Raw genomic sequence first — 19,498 nt, 5'->3', positions numbered from 1 at the left:
CTTTCTAGAATGGCCGCCGAGGCGCTGTGCCTCCTCCCCTCCGGTCGCTCCCGTCGTTGCCCACCATGCCCTTCGCTTCGCCGCTCTTCGCGCGGCATCCCACTGCTTCCCCTCCTAGACGCTGGCCCAGCCTGAACGCCTGGCGCCGCGCCGGTCGCGAATGGGCCCGTACCGATGGCCAGACTTGGGCCTTCATCGCCAAGGCGCTCTTGGCTGCCACCCTGGCCCTGTGGCTGGCCTATCGCCTGGAACTGCCGCAACCGAGCACCGTGCTGGTCACCGTGTTCATCGTCCTGCAGCCGCAGAGCGGCCAGGTGCTGGCCAAGAGTTTCTACCGGATCCTGGGCAGTCTCGCCGGGCTCACCTTCACTGTCGCCGCCATCGCCCTGTTCGCCCAGGAGCGGGTGCTCTTGCTCGGCGCCCTGGTGCTGTGGATCGGCTACTGCACCCGGGGCGCGGCGCGCTATCGCGACTTTCGCAGCTATGGCTTCCTGCTGGCCGGCTACACCGCCTGCCTGGTGGGGCTGCCGGCGGTGGCCCAGCCCCAGGGCGCCTTTCTGCAGGCGGTGTGGCGTCTGTTGGAAATTGCCCTGGGCATCTGCTGCGCCGGGGTAGTAAGTGTCGCGATCCTGCCGCAGACCACCCGTGGCGTCCTGCGCCGGACCCTGGCCCAGCGCCTGCGCGATTTCCTGGCCATGGCCCATGACGGTCTGCTGGGCCAGCTCGACGGCGAACGCTTCGCCGGGCTCAGTGCGCGTTTCGCTGCCGACTCCGTGGGCTTCGAAAGCCTGCGCAGCGCCAGTGTCTTCGAGGAACCCTATCTGCGCCGACGCAGCGGACGCCTGGCCGCCCTGGGCAATCGCCTCATGCTGCTCAACACCCGTTTCCACGCGCTCTACCAACTGCTCGATCGCCTGAGTGATCGGCCCCCGGCCGTACGCCAGGCGCTTGCGCCCGCCCTGGGGCTGATCGCCGCCGCCCTGGCGCCGGCCCTGGGTCGCCTGCCGGAAGAGCGTGACCTGCGCCGCCTCAGTGAACGCCTGGCCACGGAGCGCGAGACGCTGATGGCCGCGATCCGCAGTGGCCGCCAGCAGCTGATCCGGACCGCGCCCGCCACCCAGGCCGACCGGCTCGACTACGACACCGCCGCCGAACTGCTCTATCGCTTCGCCGAGGATCTGCACCTGCTGCTTGGCGCCCAGCTGGCACTTGAGGCGCCGGCAAGTACGACACCCACACCCCGGGAGACCTTCACGCCCCTGGCCAGTCGCGCGGTGGCCTGGATGGCCGGGCTGCGCAGCGCCCTGGTGGTACTGGGCGTGGGGCTGTTCTGGATCGAGACCGCTTGGCCGAGTGGCGCGGCCTGCACCCTGGCAGTGGCGCTGATCTCGGCGCTGGCCTCCACCTCGGCCGATCCGCGCCGCTATTGCCTGCAACTGGCCGGCGGGACCCTGGTCGGCGCCCTGGCCGGTGGGCTGCTGCAATTCCAGGTGTTGCCCTGGATCGACGGCTTCGCCCTGTTGCTGCTGGTCCTGATGCCAGTGTTCGCCGCCGGTGCCTGGCTGATCACTCGACCGCGGCTGGCGGGCTATGGCACCGGGCTGATGGTCTGGTTCTGCTCGGCGGCGCTGCCGGGCAATCTGCCGCGCTACGACGCCGATGTCTTCTGCAACACCTACCTGGCCTACGGGGTGGCCTGCGCGGTGGCGGTGGTGGCCGTCAGCGTGCTCCTGCCGCCCAGCCAGCCCTGGGTCTGGCGCCGGCTGGAAGATGCCCTGCGCGAGCGACTGGTCCACGCCATCGGGGCGCCCCTGGCCGGTCTGAGTGGCCGCTTCGATTCCGGCCTGCGCGATCTGCTCAACCAGGTGCAGGTGCTCACCGTCGGCCAGCCGGAGGTGCAGCGTCGGCTGCTGCGCTGGACCTTCCTGAGTCTGGAGCTGGGCCACGCCATCATCGAGCTGCGCCTGGAGCAGGCCGCGCTGCCACCCTTGCCCTGGTATCGCGAAGAACGCGCCTGGCGCCTGGCCATTCGCGCCCTGGGGCGGGCGCTGGTGCGACTGTTCCGCAAGCCCGACGCCGCCAACCTGGTTCGCGCCCTCACGGCCGTGGACCACGCCATCACCCTGGCGCACCAGGCCCAGCGCCACCTGGAGCCCAATCCAGGCGACTTCGATCGCTCACCGCTGCGCCGTATCGCCAGCTACCTGCATTTCATCCGCACCTCGCTGCTGGCGCCGGATTCGCCCCTGGCCGGGTACCTGCCGCCGGCCCGGCCACCGGCGCGGGACGAAGGCTGAGCAGCGCTTCTGGAAATATTGGCTAGGCTTACGAACGGGGAGGGCCGTCAGGCCCTCTGCCATGCGACTTTCGGCACAACCAGAACAAGGCCCGCCTGCCCATGCCCGTCCGCTTCGTCCGTCCGCTGCTCTGTTCCGCCAGTTTTCTGCTGACCCCCCTGGCGTTTGCCCTGGAGGCCCCTGGCGCCCCCGGTGCCACGCCCTTCTGGTCCTATTCCGGCAAGACCGGCATCGGTACCAGCTACGAGGCCTATCGCGACGGCGCCTACAGCGACCAGGCCAGCACCGGCCGCGTCTCGCGGGTGTGGTTCTCCCTGGCCCAGGGCGTGGTCACCGAGACCATGCAGGGTCTCATCCACGAGGCGCAGCTGCGCGAGATGCAGCTGGTGATCCGCGGGCCCGACTTCACCCACCTGGAGCGCGACGACACCGATAGCCGCATCGAATACCTGGCCACCGATGCCGCCGGCCGGCCCACCTCGCTGGCCTACAAGATCGTCAACCGCGACCGCCAGGGGCGCTACGAGATCGAGAAGCACGTCTTCACCGACCCGGACCAGGATACCCTGGTCATGCGTGTCATTTTTCGCAGCCAGGACCCACGCATCCAGCCCTATCTCTATGTCGATCCGGCGCTGGCCAACAGCGGCAGCCACGACCGCGCCGCGGTGAAGGGTGGGGTGCTCTACGCCAGCGAAGGCGAGCACGCCCTGGTGGTGAAGGCCAGCCAGCCGCTGCAGACGCCTACCGTAGGTTTCGTCGGCAGCTCCGACGGCCTCGACGACCTGCGCCGCAACGGCAAGCTGACCCAGATCTACAGCAGCACCGGCGACCAGGCCGGCAACGTCGCCATGCTGGCCAAGCTGCCGCTCAAGGGCGCCGAGACCACCCTGGACGTGGTGGTGGGCTTCGGCGCCAATCCGCGCCAGGCCGAGGCGGCGGCCGATGCCACCCTGGCCCGCGGTTATCAAAAGGTGCTGGCCCACTACAACGGCGAGGGCGACGCCATCGGCTGGCAGGACTACCTGGCCGGCCTCGACCAGCTGCCGCGCCTGCAGGCCCAGGCCGGCGACGGCGGCAAGCTGCTCAATGCCAGCGCCCTGGTGCTCAAGGCCCAGGAGGACAAGACCCACGCCGGCGCCCTGATCGCTTCGCTGTCCAATCCCTGGGGTGAAACGGTGCCGGCGGGCAAGGGCACCACCGGCTACAAGGCGGTCTGGCCACGGGACTTCTACCAGTGCGCCATGGCCCTGCTGGCGCTGGGTGACCGGCAGACGCCCAAGGTCGCCTTCAGTTACCTCAAGCAGGTGCAGGTGGATGCCAATACCGCGCACAAGCCGGCCGACAGCTCCGCCTTCATCCATCAGCAGAAACAGGGCGACGAGGTACGGGCACCGGGCGCCACCGGCTGGTTCCTGCAGAAGACCCACGTCGACGGCACCATCGAGTGGGTCGGCGTGCAACTCGACCAGACCGCCATGCCCATCATGCTCGGCTATCGCCTCTGGCAGGGTGGCCTTCTCGGCGACGCCGAAATCGACCGCTGGTACCGCGACATGCTCAGGCCCGCGGCGGATTTCCTCGCCCGTGACAGCCAGGTCAACCTGGGCTGGAACACCTGGCAGGTCAAGCCGCCGCAGACCCAGCAGGAACGCTGGGAAGAGCAGTGGGGCTATTCGCCATCCACCACCGCGGCGGTGATCGCCGGTCTCGCCACCGCCAGCGAGCTGGCGCGCCATGCCGGCGACGAGGCCAATGCCAGCCGTTACCGCGAGACCGCCCGGCGCTATTCCGGCCAGGTCGAAAAGACCATGGTCACCACCCAGGGCAGCCTGGGCGCCGGCAACTACTACCTGCGCATCACCCAGAACGACGATCCCAACGACAAGGGCAAGCTGGTGGACAACAACAGTCGTCCGGGCCTGCCGGAGGACCAGGTGCTGGACGCCGGCTTCCTCGAACTGGTGCGCTACGGCGTGCGACCGGCCAGCGATCCCCTGGTACAGAAAAGCCTGGCGGTGCTGGACGACGAAGGCCTGCCGGAGAATCTGCGGGTCAAGTACAGCTTCCAGTATCCCGGCGTCACCGGCACCTTCCCCGGCTGGCGGCGCTACGGCAACGACGGCTATGGCGAGAGCGAAAGCTCCGGCATCAATTTCCCGGCCACCGAGCAGCCGGTGCCCAACTCGGGGCTGCGTGGCCGGGTCTGGCCGATCTTCACCGGCGAGCGCGGCCATTACGAGCTGGCACGCCTGGCCCTGCAGGGCAAGCCGGACCCGGCGGCGCTGGGCAAGCTGCGTGACACCTACGTTCGCGGCCTGGAGCTGTTCGCCAACGCCGGCCTGATGCTGCCCGAGCAGGTCTGGGATGGCGTGGGTGACAACCGGCGCCATGGCTACCAGATGGGGCAGGGCACCGATTCCGCCACCCCCCTGGCCTGGTCCCACGCCGAATACGTGAAGCTGCTGCGCTCCATGGCGGATGGCCAGGTATGGGATCACTACCCGGTGGTGGCGCGGGCACTGGCGCCCTGAGCAAAGGATCCGACGAACGGCGCGCGACCGTCAGGCCGCGTGCCAGGGCTGCTGATCCGCTGCAACGAAACGGCATTGTCCAGGGAACGCCTGTAACAAGACTTGTCTGATGGGCGTTCTCAGGCTTTCCTGAAGCGGGCGGATCTTTCCGCTCGCACGGTTCCTTTCCTTCTTCCGGTCTTCCTGCCCACGGTCGCGTACCGCGCGGTAGCGTGCCCGGCTGTCGCTGTTCCTGCGTGCCTGTCCCGGCGAGCGCCCGTCCGCTCAGGGGGCAGGCCTCTTCTGGCTCCGCCAACAAAGGTCACGGATATGACTGACGTCGCTCTACCCATCGCCCTCTACCTGGGTACCCTGGTGCTGCTGGCCTTCGCCCTGCGCCGCAGCCCGCTGCTCACCCAGGAGACCCTGGCGCGTTCCTCACCGCTGGATGCCCTGCGCGGCATCCTCGCCACTGCCGTGGTCTGCCTGCATTTCGTGCTGACCTATCACCTCAAGGCCGAGGGCCAGTGGCGCGAACCCGACAGCGACCTGCTCTACAACATGGGCGTGGTACCGGTCTCGCTGTTCTTCATGATCACCGGCTACCTGTTCTTCGGGAAGGTCTACCGGCGCACGCCGAATTGGGGCGAGTTGTTCCGTTCGCGGGTGCTGCGGGTCATGCCGCTGTATCTCTGCGTGGTGGCCGTGGTGGTGCTCTTCACCCTGATCCGCACCCACTTCGTCATCGCCGACGGCCAGCACTTCATGCTCGAACTGCTCAGCTGGGAGCTGTTTTCCGGCTTCAGCCTCAACGGCCTGGAGGAGAGCGGCTGGATGACCGCCGGCGCCCACTGGACGCTGCGCTACGAGGCGCTGTTCTATCTGGCCCTGCCGATCATCGCCGCACTGTTCAATCGTCGCGGCTTCGGGCTGCCGCTGCTGGTCTCGGTGCTGATGGTGGGCGGCCTGGTCGCCGCCGGCTATCACTATCACGTGCTGGGCGCCCGCTTCGGCCTGCTGTTCCTGCTGGGGTTCCTGCCGGTGTTCGTCAAGGTCCATCGGCCGGCGCTGCTGGCGCGGCTGCGCACGCCCCTGGTGGCGGTGCTGGTGCTGGCGCTGGTGGGCTACGCCATGCTGCAGCCGGACTACAGCCTCAAGCAGATGCTGGCGCTGGCCCTGCCCTTCGCCGCCATGGCCGCCGGCAACGACCTCTTCGGCCTCTTGCGCAGTCGTGGCCTCAAGGTCCTCGGCGAGATCAGCTACAGCCTCTATCTCACCCACGGCCTGCTGCTCTATGGGCTCTTCACCCTGCTCGACCTGGGTTCGGTCGAGACCCTGGGCACGCTCGGCTTCATGGCGCTGCTGCCGCCGGTGCTGGTACTCGCCTGCCTGCTGTCGATGCTCAGCTACTGCTGGATCGAACGTCCGCTGATGCACCTGGGACGAGCCCCGCAGCGTCGCGAAGTGCCGGCTTGAGCGAGGTCGATGGCGCGCCGGGATGCTCCAGCAAGAAGGCCAGGGCCTTGGCGCAGGAGTCTTCCACCTTGAGGGTCAGCAACTCGTCCGCCCGGGTCCGGCCATAGCCCAGGGCGGCGATGGGCAGCCCGGCGCGGGCCGCTGCCTGGGCGAAGCGAAAGCCTGAATAGACCATCAGTGACGAGCCCACCACCAGCAGCGCATCGGCGCGGCCCAGGTGGGCGAAGGCGCGCTCCACCCGCGCGCCGGGCACGTGTTCGCCAAAGAACACCACGTCCGGTTTGAGCAGAGCCCCGCAGCGCGGGCAATCGGGCACGCGGAAACTCATGAAGTCCACGCCTTCCAGATCGGCATCGCCATCCGGCGCGGTAGCCGCGTCCAGCTGCAGCCAGTCGCCATTGAGTTCGCCCAGCCATTGCTGGAATTCCTGGCGCGGCAGGCGCATCTCGCAACCCAGGCAACGGATCTGGTCGAGGCGGCCGTGCAGGTCGATCACCGCCTCGCTGCCGGCGGCCTGGTGCAGCCGATCGACGTTCTGGGTCAGCAGCATCTCCACCTGGCCGCGCCGCTCCAGGGCCGCCAGGGCCTGGTGGGTGGCATTGGGCCGCGCCTGGCAGAAGCGCGGCCAGCCGATCAGGCTGCGCGCCCAGTAGCGGCGGCGCAGCAGCTCGTCACCGACGAAGGCCTGCAGGGTGACCGGTTGCGGGCGCTTCCAGGCGCCGTCGCGGTCGCGGTAGTCGGGAATGCCGGAATCGGTGCTGCAACCGGCACCGGTGAGCAGGAAGATCCGCTCGTGCCGGGCGATAAAGGACTGAAGCTCGGGCAGGGACATCGGGCACCTGGGGTTGCGGGCGATATCCCCAGCTTGGAAAGGGTTATGCCGGGAGGCAAGCCGCAGCTGACGAACGTCCTGTCCGGCGTGCGGCGCTCCGCCCGAAGGCAGCCTTGCTAGAACACCGGGACGTAGATGTAGATCTGCGAGTCCTGGGCATCCACGCCCGTGAAGGCCTCGGTGTAGTGCTCGAAGCAGGCACCCGGGCGCGGTTGCAGCCCGCGGGCGGGGAGCAGTTCGGCGAACAGCCGGCCCAGGCTCTTGGCCACGCTGGGCGCTGTGCCCAGGTGCACATAGCGGGCATAGCGGCCTTCCGGCAGTTCCTGACGCACCATGCCGGCGGGCAGCGGCGTACCCGGCGCCGTGGCCACGGCGGCCAGGTAATGCATGGCGCCGGCCTGACGCCAGCTCAGGCCATACCATTCGGCCTCGCCTTCACGTCCGGTGATTTCCCCGGCACGGTCGGCGAAGCGCCGCCAGAGGGCGGCGATGTCTTCGCCCTGGCCAGGCTCGAACAGCAGGCCGGTCACTTCCAGGGCGGGATGGTCGACGATTTCCAGCGACATGAGACTCTCTCGAAGATGCAATGAAGGCCGCCACCTTACTCCAGCGGCGCCTCGCGGTCAGCCAGGGCAGGGCATAACCTGGCTGGGCCAATGGTCGCAGCCTAGCCGAGCTACCGTCCCCGTCCATCCTGGGCATGCCAGTCGCCTTGACCTGGAACTCAGTCAGGGCAACGGCTGCGATGACCTGGAGCCGGGTAGCGGTTCAGCTCTAGGCGGGAAGCGTTTGAGCCAGGGCAACACCAGCCAGGCGCGCGCTGGCCAGCAGGCGCTCCAGGCTCTGGCCGTGCCGTGCACTGGCGGAGAGTCCGGCCATGGTGGTGGCGACGAAATCGGCCAGTTCCTGCGCCTGCTGCGGCTGGCGTGCGGCAATGCTGGCGCGGATCAGCTCCTGCGCGGCCTGGTGGTAGCCATTCGCCGCCGCGCGTGCCTGGGGATCGTCGCAGTGGGTTCCCTCCAGCACCAGGCAGCCGACGGCCTGCGGATCGGCCGCATAGCTGCGCGCCGCCTCTTCCAGGACCTGGGTCAGGGCGACGACCAACGGCTGGTCGGCTTCCAGGATCTGTTGCAGCCGCAGGGCGCCGTTCGAGACATAGCGCGCCAGCACCTTGAGATACAACTCGCTCTTGCTGCCGAAGGCTGCATAGAAGCTGGGTGGATTGATCCCGAGTGCCTGGGTCAGATCAGCGACGCTCACACCGTCATAGCCTCTTTCATGGAACAGCCGCTGCGCCTTGGCGACCGCCTCGTCCGGATCGAAGCGACGCGGCCGGCCGCGAGCGGTGGATTTAATTGTAGTACTCATTACAAAAATTCTTTGACAGAGGGCGGGGGACGATTATTGTAGCATTCACTATATTAATCAGGAGGCAGGCTCATGACGAATTTCGCAGGCAAGAAGGTGCTGGTACTGGGCGGCAGTCGCGGCATAGGCGCGGCCATCGTGCGGCGCTTCGCCGCCGAGGGTGCCCGGGTGACTTTCACCTATTCCAGCTCGAAGGACGCCGCCCAGGCGCTGGCCGCGGAAACGGGCAGCATCGCCGAGGCGACCGACAGTGCCAATCGTGATGCCGTGATCGCCCGGGTCCGCGACAGCGGCCCCCTGGATGTGCTGGTGGTGAATTCCGGCGTGGCGCTCTTCGGCGATGCCCTGGAACAGGATCCGGACGCCGTAGACCGCCTGTTCAGCATTAACGTGCAGGCGCCCTATCACGCGGCGGTGGAAGCCGCGCGGCAGATGCCGGCGGGCGGGCGGATCATCGTCATCGGCTCGGTGAACGGCGATCGCATGCCGGTCCCCGGCCTGGCCGCCTATGCCGTGAGCAAATCCGCCCTGCAGGGCCTGGCCCGCGGCCTGGCGCGGGATTTCGGACCGCGCGGCATCACAGTCAACGTGGTGCAGCCGGGTCCCATCGATACCGAGATGAACCCGGCCGATGGCCCCATGAAGGAGCTGATGCACAGCTTCATGGCGATCAAGCGCCACGGCAGCGCCGAGGAAGTGGCTGGCATGGTGGCCTGGCTGGCCGGCTCCGAGGCTGGCTTCGTCACCGGCGCCATGCACACCATCGACGGCGCCTTCGGCGCCTGATTGTCCCCGGGCGAGTCGCCGTCTGAGAGGTTGAACCCAGACGGTATCCGCTCGCCAGGAACCTGTCGCCGCAAAAGCGCTAGCCGTAGCGCTTGAACGCCTCGATGGCCAGGCCGTTGCCGATGTTGCCGAAGCGGTCGCCATCCACCAGGCGGGCGCCCGGGAAGCGCCTGGCCAGGGCCTGGCGCAGGGCCGGGATGCCGCTGGAGCCGCCAGTGAAGAACAGGCTGTCGACCCGTGCCGGATCGAGCTCGGCATGGGCCAGCAGGTCGTCCACGCCGCGGCTCAGGCGCTCCAGGTGCAGGGCGATGGCGGCGTCGAACAGCGGGCGCTCCAAATCCGCCGCCAGGCCGGTCTCGATGCGATCCAGGCGCAGGGTGCGGCGCCAGTCATCGGTCAGGGCGATCTTGGCGTCTTCCACCTGAATCGCCAGCCAATGGCCGGCGCGCTGCTCGATGAGCTTGAACAGGCGGTCCATGCAGCGGGTGTCCTGGGCGTCGTATCTCATGTCGCGCAGGGCCAGCACGCTCTTCTTGGCGTAGACGGCATTGATGGTGTGCCAGGTCGCCAGGTTGATGTAGTGGCTGGTGGGCATGGTGGCGCCACTCTTCATGGCGCTGCCGTAGCCCAGCAGCGGCATCACCCCTTCCAGGCTCAGCTGGCGGTCGAAGTCGGTACCGCCGACATGCACGCCGCCCGTGGCGAGGATGTCGCCGGCGCGGTCGGCCAGGTTGCGGCGCTCCGGTGCCAGGCGCACCAGGGAGAAGTCCGAGGTACCGCCGCCGATGTCGACGATCAGCACCAGTTCTTCACGCTCGATGCTGCGCTCGTAGTCGAAGGCGGCGGCAAGGGGTTCGAACTGGAAGGAGATGTCGCTGAAGCCTACCTGGCGCGCCACGGTGGCCAGGGTGTCCTCGGCCTCCTGGTCAGCCACCGGATCGTCATCGACGAAATGTACCGGACGGCCCAGTACCACGGCGTCGAAGGGGCGATCGGCCTGCTGTTCGGCGCGTTGCTTGAGGGTGCCGAGGAAGAGGCCGAGCACCTCGGTGAAGGGCAGGGCGCTGCCAAGGATGCTGGTCTCGCCTTTGAGCAGGTTGGAGCCGAGCAGGCTCTTGAGCGAACGCAGCAGGCGGCCCTCGTAGCCTTCCAGGTATTCGTGCAGTGCCTGGCGGCCATAGGCCGGGCGACGTTCCTCGGCGTTGAAGAAGATCACCGAGGGCAGGGTGGCCTTGCCTTCTTCGAGGGCCAGCAGGACCTCGCCCGAAGGCCTGAGCCAGCCGGCGGTGGAGTTGGAGGTACCGAAGTCGAGGCCCAGGGCGCGGGCGGGTAGAGCAGCAGACATGTCAGGATCCGTAACGCGAGCAGCCGCGCAGTTTAGCCGAGACGCGCGAGCAGGCGAACCCTGGCCGGATGCCAGCAGGGTCAACGAGCGCCTCTTCAGGACTCGGGCGATGGCGGGAGAGCAGCGGCGCTAGCCCTTGCGCGGCGGCTCGCGCGGCTCGTCCAGGGTACAGACGTCATCCTGGCAACGCCGGCTGCCCTCCGGATGCGGCAGCCAGGTCAGGCCCGGGCGCAGCTTTAGGAAGAGTCGATAGCCCAGTTCCAGAACGGGTCGCAGCGGCCGCCAGCCCAGCGGTCGGGCCCAGCGACCCAGTCCAGCGGTGCGCCAGCTCCAGTAGGTGGCGTCCAGGCCCTTGAACCAGCGGCCGTCGGCATCCCGGGCGTGGAGCAGATCGAGCATGGCCTGGCGTGGCGGGGCATCGGCGGGTGCCTGGGTCTGGTAGTCCGGTGCGGCCAGGTCGACCAGGTGCAGGCGACTCGGATCGGCATGGCGGCGCAGCCAGGCGATCTCGCGAGCGCAGAGCGGGCAGGCACCATCGTGAAAAAGGGTCAGGGGCAGGCGGGGTGCTTGCATCGTGGTCTTCCCAGTGGTCTTGCCTATCTGGACCGGCAGGCGGGGCAGCCGTTGCGCTTTCCGCCGAACGGTAAGCGCAACGGCGCCCTGTGGCGAGTCGGAATCAGAGACGCCGGATGACGGCACTGTACGCAATCAATGAGCGAGGTCGGTATGGATCTGGGAATCAAGGGGCGCGTCGCCCTCATCACGGGTGCCAGTGGTGGCATAGGTCTGGCCACGGCGACGCTGTTGGCCGAAGAAGGCGTCAAGCTGGTGCTGTCCGACCTGGAGCAGGGCAAGCTGGAGGAAGCGGCCAAGCGCCTGCCGGGCGAGCCGCTGCTGATCGCCGCCGACATGACCGACCAGGCCGCGGTGGACAAGCTGGTGGAGCAGGGTGAGGCCCGTTTCGGCCAGATCGACATCGTGGTCCACACCGCGGGTGTTACCGGTGCCAAGGGCGATCCCCTGGAGCTGAGCGACGCCGACTACCAGGAAGCCTGGGCCACCGACTTCTTTTCCGCCGTGCGTGTCGGCCGCGCCGCCATTCCGCGCATGCGCACGCGGGGCTGGGGTCGCTTCGTCTGCATCACCTCGGAAAACGCCGTCCAGCCCTACTGGGAAGAAGCCGTCTACAACGTGGCCAAGGCCGCCCTGGCCGCCTTCATCAAGAATCTGTCCTACCAGGAGGCGGCCCATGGCGTGCTGTGCAATACCGTCTCGCCGGCCTTCATCGAGACCGGCATGACCGACGGCATGATGGAAAAGCGGGCCAAGGAACTGGGCGTGTCGGTCGAGGAAGCCATCGAAAGCTTTCTCGACGAAGAGCGGCCCGGCATCGTGCAGAAGCGTCGCGGCAAGGTGGAAGAGGTGGCCGCGGCCATCGCCCTGCTGGTGTCGGAGCGTGCCTCCTTCATCAATGGCAGCAATCTGCGCGTCGACGGTGGCTCGGTCCAGGCCGTGCAGAACTAGGACGAGCGGGGCGGCTCCTCGGTCGTCCCGTCTTCCTGCCCCTGCTGGCGGCGTACCGCCTCTTCCAGGGGAATGAACTCCACCTGGCGATCCTTGACCACCGGTGGCAGGGTGATGCCCATGGAGACATAGATGCTGGTGAACATGTCGATGCCCATGTCCGCCGGCTTCACCCAGTCCACCGGCACATAGAGCAGCCCGCCGCCCACCGGTACCGGCGCCGAGGGCACCAGCACGGCGTGATAGTGGCGGCCATCGATGTCGATCACCGCCGGGTTGGGCAGCAATGCAAGCACCGCCACGCCCTGGCCCCCGAAGAAGCACCACACCGGACTCATGGCGCGGATATCCGCGCCGCCTTCCTTACGGTCGAGCAACTCGACGAACCGCTCGGCCAGGCCATAGAGCTTGCCCACCACCGGAATGCGGCGGAAGGTCACGTCGGCGAACCAGCCCAGCGGCCGGCGCAGCCCCAGCTTGACCGCCAGTCCCAATGGATAGAGCAGCACCAGCAGCAGCAGGGTACCGAGGCCGTAGGCCGCCAGGGAGTTGCCGACGAAGGGGTGACCGACCGCCACGAACAGCCTGCCCAGGGTGGTGTTGGGTCCGATCAGCCCGTTGAGGAAGCTGACGATCCAGCCGATCAGCGCCAGGGTCAGGACCAGCGGCAGGAGCAAGAGCAGGCCGGCCAGCCAGGTGGATACGACGCTTTCGATACTGCGGCGAACGAAGGGCATGCAAGAACTCGACGGCTAAAGCGCCATTCTATACGGCCCGGGTGCGCTCAGCGTCGGCCCGGACCGACTTTCTGAGCGCGCCTCGATCACAGCCAACGGCGATAGAAGGCGGCCTCCTGTTCCAAGGCATCGGCCTGGTTGGCCGCTCGGCGAAAGCCATGGCCTTCATCGGGATAGCGCCTGACCACCACCGGTATGCCGCGCGCCTCCAGGGCCGCGGCCATGGCGTCGGTCTGGGCCGGGACCACCACGGCGTCCTTGAGGCCCTGCAGGAAGATCACCGGCGCCTGGATGCCATCCGCGTGCAGCAGCGGGGTACGCGCCTCGTAGCGCGCGCGGTCGGCCTCGGGATCGCCGATCAGCCAGTCCAGGTAGTCCGCCTCGAACTTGTGGGTGGCCTTGGCCAGCGCCAGGGGATCGCTGACGCCATAGAGGCTGGCGCCGGCGCGGAAGACGTCGCGGAAGGCCAGGGCGCAGAGCACCGTGTAGCCACCGGCGCTGCCACCGCGGATAAAGGCGCGGTGCGGATCCACCAGCCCCTGGGCGCCGAGGTGCTCGACCACCGCGCAGGCATCCTCCACGTCCACCTCGCCCCAGCGCAGGTGCAGCGCCTGGCGGTAGGCCCGGCCATGGCCGCTGCTGCCGCGATAGTTGAGATCGGCCACGGCGAAGCCCTGGCGGACCCAGAACTGGATGCGGGCATCGAACACCGGATAGGTGCAGGACGTCGGACCACCATGGATGCTGACCAGCAGCGGGGGTGGGCCCTCGGCCTGGACGTCGGGTAGATAGAGAAAGCCCTGGGCCTGGCCATCGCCGCTGGGGTAGCTCAGTTGTTGCGGCGCGACGATGGTGGCCTCCGCCAGGGGCGCCACGCCACCGGTGACGATCTCCACCGCACCGCTCTGGCGGTCGATGGCCAGCACGGCCGACGGCCGGGTCGGCGCAGCGGCGATGCAGTAGCAGTGATCCTCGTCCAGGGCCAGGCCGCGGAAACGGCTAAAGTCCGGGGCCAGACGCCGGATCTCGCCATTCGCCCGCCGCTCGCCGAGGAGGCCGAAGCCGGCCTCCTGCCAGGTCGCCAGCCAGCCTTGCACCGTTGGCAGCCAGCTGGAGCCGCCTAGTTGCCAGGGCGCTGCGGCATGATCCGCTGCCGGTGCCTCTTGCGGTGTGAAACCCTCCGGGGTCTCGCACCAGGGTTGCCACCAGCCCTGACGATCGCTCAGTGCCCAGAGCCGGTGCTCGCTATCGAAGAGCGGCTGTTGCAGCGATTCGTCGGGATCGGCCGAAACGACCGTAGGTGCGCCAGGGCGTCCTTGAGCGTCCAGTACCGCGGCCAGCAGACGAGTCCGGGTCCAAGGCTGGTGCGGCCTGTCCCACTCGATCCAGGCCAGCCGGCGGCCGTCGGCGCTGGTACGCGGCGCCGCATAGAAATCCGCGCCCTCGGCCAGCACCTGGCGCTCGCCGCCCGAGCTCAGGGCGACCAGGCGATGCCGCGGCGGCTGTTCGCCGCGGTCTTCCTCGACCGCTAGCACCTGCTGCCGGACGCCATCCCAGTGCAGGTCGCCGTAGCGCCAGCGTTCACCACCCGCCAGGCGTTCGGGGGCGCTGCCGTCCCGCGGTTGGCGATAGATCGCCTGATCCCCTTCGTTGACGAACAGCGGTCCCTCGTCCGCCAGGCACAGGGCGCCACCGCCGTACTCATACACCTTGCTGCGCAGGCTGAAGCCTGCTGGCGTGAGGCACCGCGGTGCGGCGCCGGATGCGCGCAGCCACAGCCGGGTGGCACCATCGGTAGGGTCGTACTGACTCCAGTAGAGGCCACTGGCGTCGACCTTGAGTTCGGCGAAGTCGATGCCGGCGGCAACAGCCTGGGCCGGCGTGAGCGAGGTAGGGGCGGTCATGGCGACTCCAGAAGTAGGAACAGCCGTTAGCCTAGCAGCTGTGTGGGAAGGTCTGGGGGGGTGCCGGCCCGTTGGGCTTCGCTGCGCTCAACCTAACCTACGGGCGCGCCGCTTTTCCCTCTCTCCCTCTGGGAGAGGGTTGGGGTGAGGGGCAGGGTTGTTGGGTTTCGCTGCGCTCAATCCAACCTACGGGTGCGCCGCTTTTCCCCCTCTCCCGCTGGGAGAGGGCTGGGGTGAGGGAGCAGCCCGTGCGGCGCCTGTCCTAAAACAATCCCAATTGCTCCCCCGGCGGGGCGAACTGGCTGCAATCCAGGCCTTCGCCCTCGCGGCGTTCCAGGCCGAAGCGGCGGCGGGCCAGGCGAAAGCGCTGGGCCAGGAGCTCGGCGAACTGGCCTTCGCCCTTCATGCGGATGCCGAAGCGACTGTCGTAGTTCTTGCCGCCACGCGACTGCCGGATCAGGCTCATCACATGGGCGGCGCGTTCGGGGAAGTGCGTCTGCAGCCACTCCTCGAACAGGTCGGCGATCTCCAGTGGCAGCCGCAACAACGCATAGCCGGCCGAGCGGGCACCGTGGTCGCGGGCCGCTTCCAGCAGGGCCTCCAGTTCATGGTCGTTGATCATGGGAATCATCGGCGCCAGCAGGGCACTCACCGGCACCCCGTGCTCGTGCAGGGTACGCATGGCGCGCAAGCGGGCCTGGGGCGCCGCGGTGCGCGGTTCGAGGACGCGCTTGAGGTCATCGTCCAGCGTGGTGAGGCTGAAGGCGACGCGGACCAGATTGCGCTCGGTGAGCTGCACGAAGAGATCCAGGTCGCGCAGGATCAGCGCGCTCTTGGTGATGATCGTCACCGGATGGCGATAGCGCAGCAGGATCTCCAGCGCCTGGCGGGTCAGCTGGTACTGGCGCTCGATGGGCTGGTAGCCATCGGTGTTGATACCCAGGGCGATGGGCTGCGGCTGGTAGCCCGGCTTGCTCAGCTCCGCCTCCAGGCGCTCCGCCAGGTTGGTCTTGGCGATCAGCTGGGTCTCGAAGTCGATGCCTGGCGAGAGATCCCAGTAGGCATGGGAGGGGCGGGCGAAGCAGTAGATGCAGCCGTGCTCGCAGCCACGATAGGGATTCACCGAGCGATCGAAGCCGACATCCGGGGACTGGTTGCGGCTGATCACGGTCTTCGCCGTTTCCTGGCGGACGCTGGTGGTGAAGGTCAGCGGCGTCGCCTCTTCGTACCAGCCGTCGTGCTCGGCCTCGCTACGGGTGGCGGCAAAGCGATTGTGCGGATTACTGGCGGTGCCACGACCCCGTGGCGGGCGCTGGGGCTGGGTCATGTGGAGGCCTCGAAAGCTGTATCTTTGTACAGTATAAGGCCTGAGGGATCGGGGCAAGGGTGCAGCGGTCGGCTGGACTGTAGGAACGGCTATCAACGAGTCCAGTCGGCGCGAGCGGCGGCCACCTCGGCCGCCGCCGAAACTGCGCCCTACAACACCGAGATCGGATAGTTGAGGATGATGCGGTTCTCGTCGAAGGAGCCGCTGGCACTGTAGTCGCGTCTCATGCTGGAGTTGCGCCAGCGAATCAGCAGCTTCTTCAGCGGACCGCTCTGTACCTCGTATTGCACCTCGGACTCGCGACCCCATTCCTTGCCGTCGGTAATGTTGCCGGTGTGGACATTGTCGCCGCTGATATAGCGGTTCATCAGGGTCAGGCCCGGCACGCCGAAGGCGGCGAAGTTGTGGTCGTAGCGCACCTGCCAGGAGCGTTCCCGGGCGTTGTCGTAGCTGGAGTTGTAGCTGTCGTTGCCCAGGGTGCCGCCGCTGGTGCCGTTGACCCTCATCCAGGGGCTGTCGCCGCTGACGCGCTGCAGACCGACATAGAAGGTGCCACCGCCCTGCTTGGCGGAGAGCAGGGCATAGGCGGTGCGGTTGTCCAGGGCGCCCGCGCGGGCCGAGCCGTCGTCGTCGCCAATGAAGTAGCCGAGGTTGGCGCCCAGGGTCCAGCTGCCCACCGGCTGGTAGTGGACCAGGTTGATGAACTTCTGGTTGTAGATGTCTTCGAGTTGGGCGTACCAGAGGCCGATCTGGGTGCGCTTCTCGTTGAACCTGTATTCGCCACCGACGTAGTTGAAGCGGTCGGACGTGGCATTGGCGCGGCCCTGCATGAACATGTCTTCCATGCTGGCATCGTTGCGCGGGCTGTTCTGGCGCATCTGGCCACCCCAGAGTTCCAGATTCTGGATCTCGGTGGAGTGGAGCTGGGCACCCTGGAAGGTCTGCGGCAGCGAGCGACCATCGTCGGATCTGAGGATCGGCAGCACGGCGAACCATTCGCCGACCTTGATATCGGTCTTGGAAACCTTGGCCTTGGCCGCCACCGCCAGGCGCCCGAAGTCCTTGGCGGGTTCGTTGCCAGCGTGGGTCGGCAGCAACCCGGTGCCATAGGTGCCGGCGCCGCCATCGAGCTTGACCGAGTAGAGACCCAGGGCATCGATGCCGAAGCCTACCGGCCCCTGGGTGTAGCCGGAGGTCAGGCCGAAGATGAAGCTCTGGGTCCATTCCTCGGCCTTGTCCTGCGCGGTGTAGGCCGGATCGACGAAGTTGCGATTGATGTAGTAATTGCGCAGGTTGAGGTTGGCCTTGGTGCCTTCGATGAAACCGTTGTCGGCGGCCCACAGCGGCGTGGTGCTGGCCAGGGCGGCGAAGGCGGCGCAGGCACGGCCGAGCCGGCCGGAAGCGAGTCGAGTGCTCATGAGGTTCCTTGTTATTGTGGGTAAGGGGTGCCCTGCCGGCACAGGGGCGGCATCTGACGAGGGCGGGGGAGCGGGACGAGGCGAGGTGGCGCTAGGAAGGGGCAGGCGACATGACGGATTCCTTTCTTATTTGAATTATTGGAAAGCAGTGGCCGATACGAGCGGCTGAGTAGTTATATGACAACGTATGTCTTGGGGCAAGACTACCAAGGTAGCAGGCCGGAGCCCTCGGTTGGCGAGGGCTCCAAGCGGATCAGGCGCTGGCTTTGAAGCTGTCCTGACGGGCCGTGTCGTAGGCGTGCTTGTCCATCTGCTGGGCGCCTGGCTTGCCCAGGTCGCTCATGGGCACTCGGTAGGTTTCCGGCGACAGGTAGGCGGCTAGGGCCGACAGGCAGGTCACGGCGAAGGCCAGGCCACCGACCACGATCCAGATGTTGTCGGTACCGGGCGGGGCGACCAGGGCGAACAGCGCCGGCAGCAGGGCGGTGAGCATGGTGCCGATGTTCTGGGCGATGGCCATGGCCGAGACGCGATAGCGGGTCTGGAACTGCTCCGGGTAGAAGCTGGGGAACACCGCGTTGTAGCCCTGGTAGACTACACCCCACATCAGCAGCGACATCAGGAAGGCCAGCGGCATGCTGTGGATGCTGATGGCGTAGAGGTAGCCGAAGGCCAGCAGGCCCGAACCCAGGGCACCGCCGATCATGGTCGGTCGCCGGCCGATGCGGTCGGAAAGGTTGCCGACCAGGGGAATCACCAGCACGGCGACGATGTTGCCCACCACCGGTATCCACAGGTAGACGCTCTTGTCGAAGCCGATGCCATAGGCCGGCTGCACCGCATAGGCTGCGCCAAAGATGGTCGCCACCACGGGGATCACGTTCATCAGCGCCATCAGGCCGACCAGGATCATGGCCTTCCAGCTGGTGGTCAGGGCTTCACCGATGGGCGAGCGTCTGGCCACGGTCTCGGTCTTGGCTTCTTCCTTGACGAAGGCGGGCGTCTCCTGGACTTCGCGGCGGATGATGAAGCCGGCCAGCAGCACGAAGGCGCTGAGCAGGAAGGGAATCCGCCAGCCCCAGCTGTTGAAGGCATCGGCGGGCATGAAGTAGGCCAGCGGCAGGAACACCGCGGCGGCCATCACCTGGCCGGCCTGCACCCCCTGCAGGGTAAAGCTCGCATAGTAGCCACGTCGGCCGAAGGGCGCGTGTTCGAGCACCATGGAACTGGCGCCGGAGATCTCCCCGGCCACGGCGAAGCCCTGGATCAGCCGCAGTACCACCAGCAGGATGGGGGCGAGAATGCCGATCTGGTGATAGGTGGGCAGCAGGCCCACGGCCATGGTGGCGATGCCCATGAGGAACATGCACAGCAGCAGGACGTTCTTGCGGCCGCGGGTATCGCCCCAGTGACCGAGCACGAAGGCGCCGACCGGGCGGGCCAGATAGCCCACACCATAGGTGGCGAGGGAGGCGACGATGGCCATCTTGGGATCGGTGGAGGGGAAGAAGATCTGCGGGAAGATCAGCGCCGCCGCCTGGGCGTAGATGAAGAAATCGTAGTATTCCAGCGCCGAGCCGATCCAGCCGCTGGCAGTGGCCTTCTTGGCTTGGGAGCTGGACGTGTGGGAGGCGGTATTGGCCATGGTTGTCTCCGTAATTATTGTCAGGCCAGGGGAAGCTTCGGCATGGCGTGCAGGTCCGTGCGGGCTGCCGTGGGCCGAAGGTGTGAGGGGGTGGATGACCTAGCCTGACCGTCGCCGACTGAGCGCCAGGGGGCTACAGACGAGACGGGGGGCGGAGGATAGCGTGGATAGCAGAGGCATGGACGCACACTCTTGTTTGTCTTGTTATGGTTGACGCGGTGGAAGCAAGCACGAGGGCTCTGCAATCCATAGTGCGAGGCGCCACGGCGGTGGGTCAATTCGCCAGATACCCATTTGTTCGATCAGCGAACAGAAACTAACCAGTT

At 67.4% G+C, this 19,498-nt stretch carries 15 protein-coding genes; 5 read left to right on the top strand and 10 right to left on the bottom strand.

Annotated elements, in window-relative coordinates:
- Nucleotides 1–65 precede the first annotated feature (65 nt).
- The 3 genes from APT59_RS18780 (at nt 66) to APT59_RS18770 (ending at nt 6,286) form a co-directional block, all read left to right on the top strand.
- Entirely contained in the window at nt 66–2,297 is a 2,232-nt protein-coding gene (locus tag APT59_RS18780) for an FUSC family protein (RefSeq protein WP_082696390.1), read from the top strand.
- Between the two features lie 101 nt (nt 2,298–2,398).
- Nucleotides 2,399–4,831, top strand: a complete 2,433-nt coding sequence (locus tag APT59_RS18775) for a glucan 1,4-alpha-glucosidase (protein WP_059316251.1) — start codon at nt 2,399–2,401, stop codon at nt 4,829–4,831.
- A gap of 309 nt (nt 4,832–5,140) precedes the next feature.
- Nucleotides 5,141–6,286 carry an acyltransferase family protein gene (locus tag APT59_RS18770; protein ID WP_059316250.1) on the top strand — a complete coding sequence of 382 codons (1,146 nt, stop codon included), beginning with the start codon at nt 5,141–5,143 and terminating at the stop codon, nt 6,284–6,286.
- On the opposite strand, the gene APT59_RS18765 is transcribed toward APT59_RS18770, so the two are convergent.
- The 3 genes from APT59_RS18765 to APT59_RS18755 all read right to left on the bottom strand — a co-directional run bounded on the left by APT59_RS18765 (nt 6,213) and on the right by APT59_RS18755 (nt 8,486).
- Nucleotides 6,213–7,118 (bottom strand): NAD-dependent protein deacetylase, encoded by a 906-nt coding sequence (locus APT59_RS18765; protein ID WP_059316249.1) that lies wholly within the window; start codon nt 7,116–7,118, stop codon nt 6,213–6,215. The genes APT59_RS18770 and APT59_RS18765 overlap by 74 nt on opposite strands.
- A gap of 116 nt (nt 7,119–7,234) precedes the next feature.
- Nucleotides 7,235–7,684 (bottom strand): GyrI-like domain-containing protein, encoded by a 450-nt coding sequence (locus APT59_RS18760; protein WP_059316248.1) that lies wholly within the window; start codon nt 7,682–7,684, stop codon nt 7,235–7,237.
- Nucleotides 7,685–7,892: 208 nt separating this feature from the next.
- Nucleotides 7,893–8,486, bottom strand: coding sequence for a TetR/AcrR family transcriptional regulator (locus tag APT59_RS18755; RefSeq protein WP_059316247.1), 594 nt, complete (start codon nt 8,484–8,486; stop codon nt 7,893–7,895).
- Nucleotides 8,487–8,558: 72 nt separating this feature from the next.
- On the opposite strand from APT59_RS18755, the gene bdcA reads away from it, so the two are divergent.
- The gene (bdcA, locus tag APT59_RS18750; RefSeq protein WP_059316246.1) at nt 8,559–9,272 is read left to right on the top strand and encodes an SDR family oxidoreductase; all 714 of its coding nucleotides are present in this window, start codon (nt 8,559–8,561) and stop codon (nt 9,270–9,272) included.
- A 79-nt stretch (nt 9,273–9,351) separates the two neighbouring features.
- Here bdcA and APT59_RS18745 read toward each other — a convergent pair whose 3' ends face one another.
- Both APT59_RS18745 and APT59_RS18740 read right to left on the bottom strand, forming a co-directional pair.
- On the bottom strand, nt 9,352–10,617 hold the full coding sequence (locus APT59_RS18745) for an Hsp70 family protein (protein WP_059316245.1): 1,266 nt from the start codon (nt 10,615–10,617) through the stop codon (nt 9,352–9,354).
- 129 nt (nt 10,618–10,746) lie between these two features.
- The gene (locus APT59_RS18740) at nt 10,747–11,190 is read right to left on the bottom strand and encodes a thiol-disulfide oxidoreductase DCC family protein (protein ID WP_059316244.1); all 444 of its coding nucleotides are present in this window, start codon (nt 11,188–11,190) and stop codon (nt 10,747–10,749) included.
- A gap of 153 nt (nt 11,191–11,343) precedes the next feature.
- On the opposite strand from APT59_RS18740, the gene APT59_RS18735 reads away from it, so the two are divergent.
- Complete coding sequence (locus tag APT59_RS18735) at nt 11,344–12,141, top strand: SDR family NAD(P)-dependent oxidoreductase (RefSeq protein WP_059316948.1); 798 nt, start codon at nt 11,344–11,346, stop codon at nt 12,139–12,141.
- On the opposite strand, the gene APT59_RS18730 is transcribed toward APT59_RS18735, so the two are convergent.
- The 5 genes from APT59_RS18730 to APT59_RS18710 form a co-directional block, all read right to left on the bottom strand.
- Nucleotides 12,138–12,878 (bottom strand): DUF502 domain-containing protein, encoded by a 741-nt coding sequence (locus tag APT59_RS18730; protein WP_059316243.1) that lies wholly within the window; start codon nt 12,876–12,878, stop codon nt 12,138–12,140. The genes APT59_RS18735 and APT59_RS18730 overlap by 4 nt on opposite strands.
- Nucleotides 12,879–12,964: 86 nt before the next feature.
- Nucleotides 12,965–14,782: an alpha/beta hydrolase family protein gene (locus APT59_RS18725; protein ID WP_059316242.1), complete on the bottom strand. Its 1,818-nt coding sequence runs from the start codon at nt 14,780–14,782 to the stop codon at nt 12,965–12,967.
- A gap of 262 nt (nt 14,783–15,044) precedes the next feature.
- Nucleotides 15,045–16,109, bottom strand: coding sequence for a PA0069 family radical SAM protein (locus APT59_RS18720; protein WP_059316241.1), 1,065 nt, complete (start codon nt 16,107–16,109; stop codon nt 15,045–15,047).
- 149 nt (nt 16,110–16,258) lie between these two features.
- Nucleotides 16,259–17,527 (bottom strand): OprD family porin, encoded by a 1,269-nt coding sequence (locus APT59_RS18715; protein ID WP_059316240.1) that lies wholly within the window; start codon nt 17,525–17,527, stop codon nt 16,259–16,261.
- A 253-nt stretch (nt 17,528–17,780) separates the two neighbouring features.
- Complete coding sequence (locus tag APT59_RS18710; RefSeq protein WP_059316239.1) at nt 17,781–19,172, bottom strand: MFS transporter; 1,392 nt, start codon at nt 19,170–19,172, stop codon at nt 17,781–17,783.
- Nucleotides 19,173–19,498: the final 326 nt, after the last annotated feature.

Source organism: Pseudomonas oryzihabitans (assembly GCF_001518815.1).
In the GTDB taxonomy this organism is placed as follows: domain Bacteria; phylum Pseudomonadota; class Gammaproteobacteria; order Pseudomonadales; family Pseudomonadaceae; genus Chryseomonas; species Chryseomonas oryzihabitans_E.
Note: the sequence above shows the minus strand (reverse complement) of the source record. Positions and strands in the feature narration are given on the sequence as shown.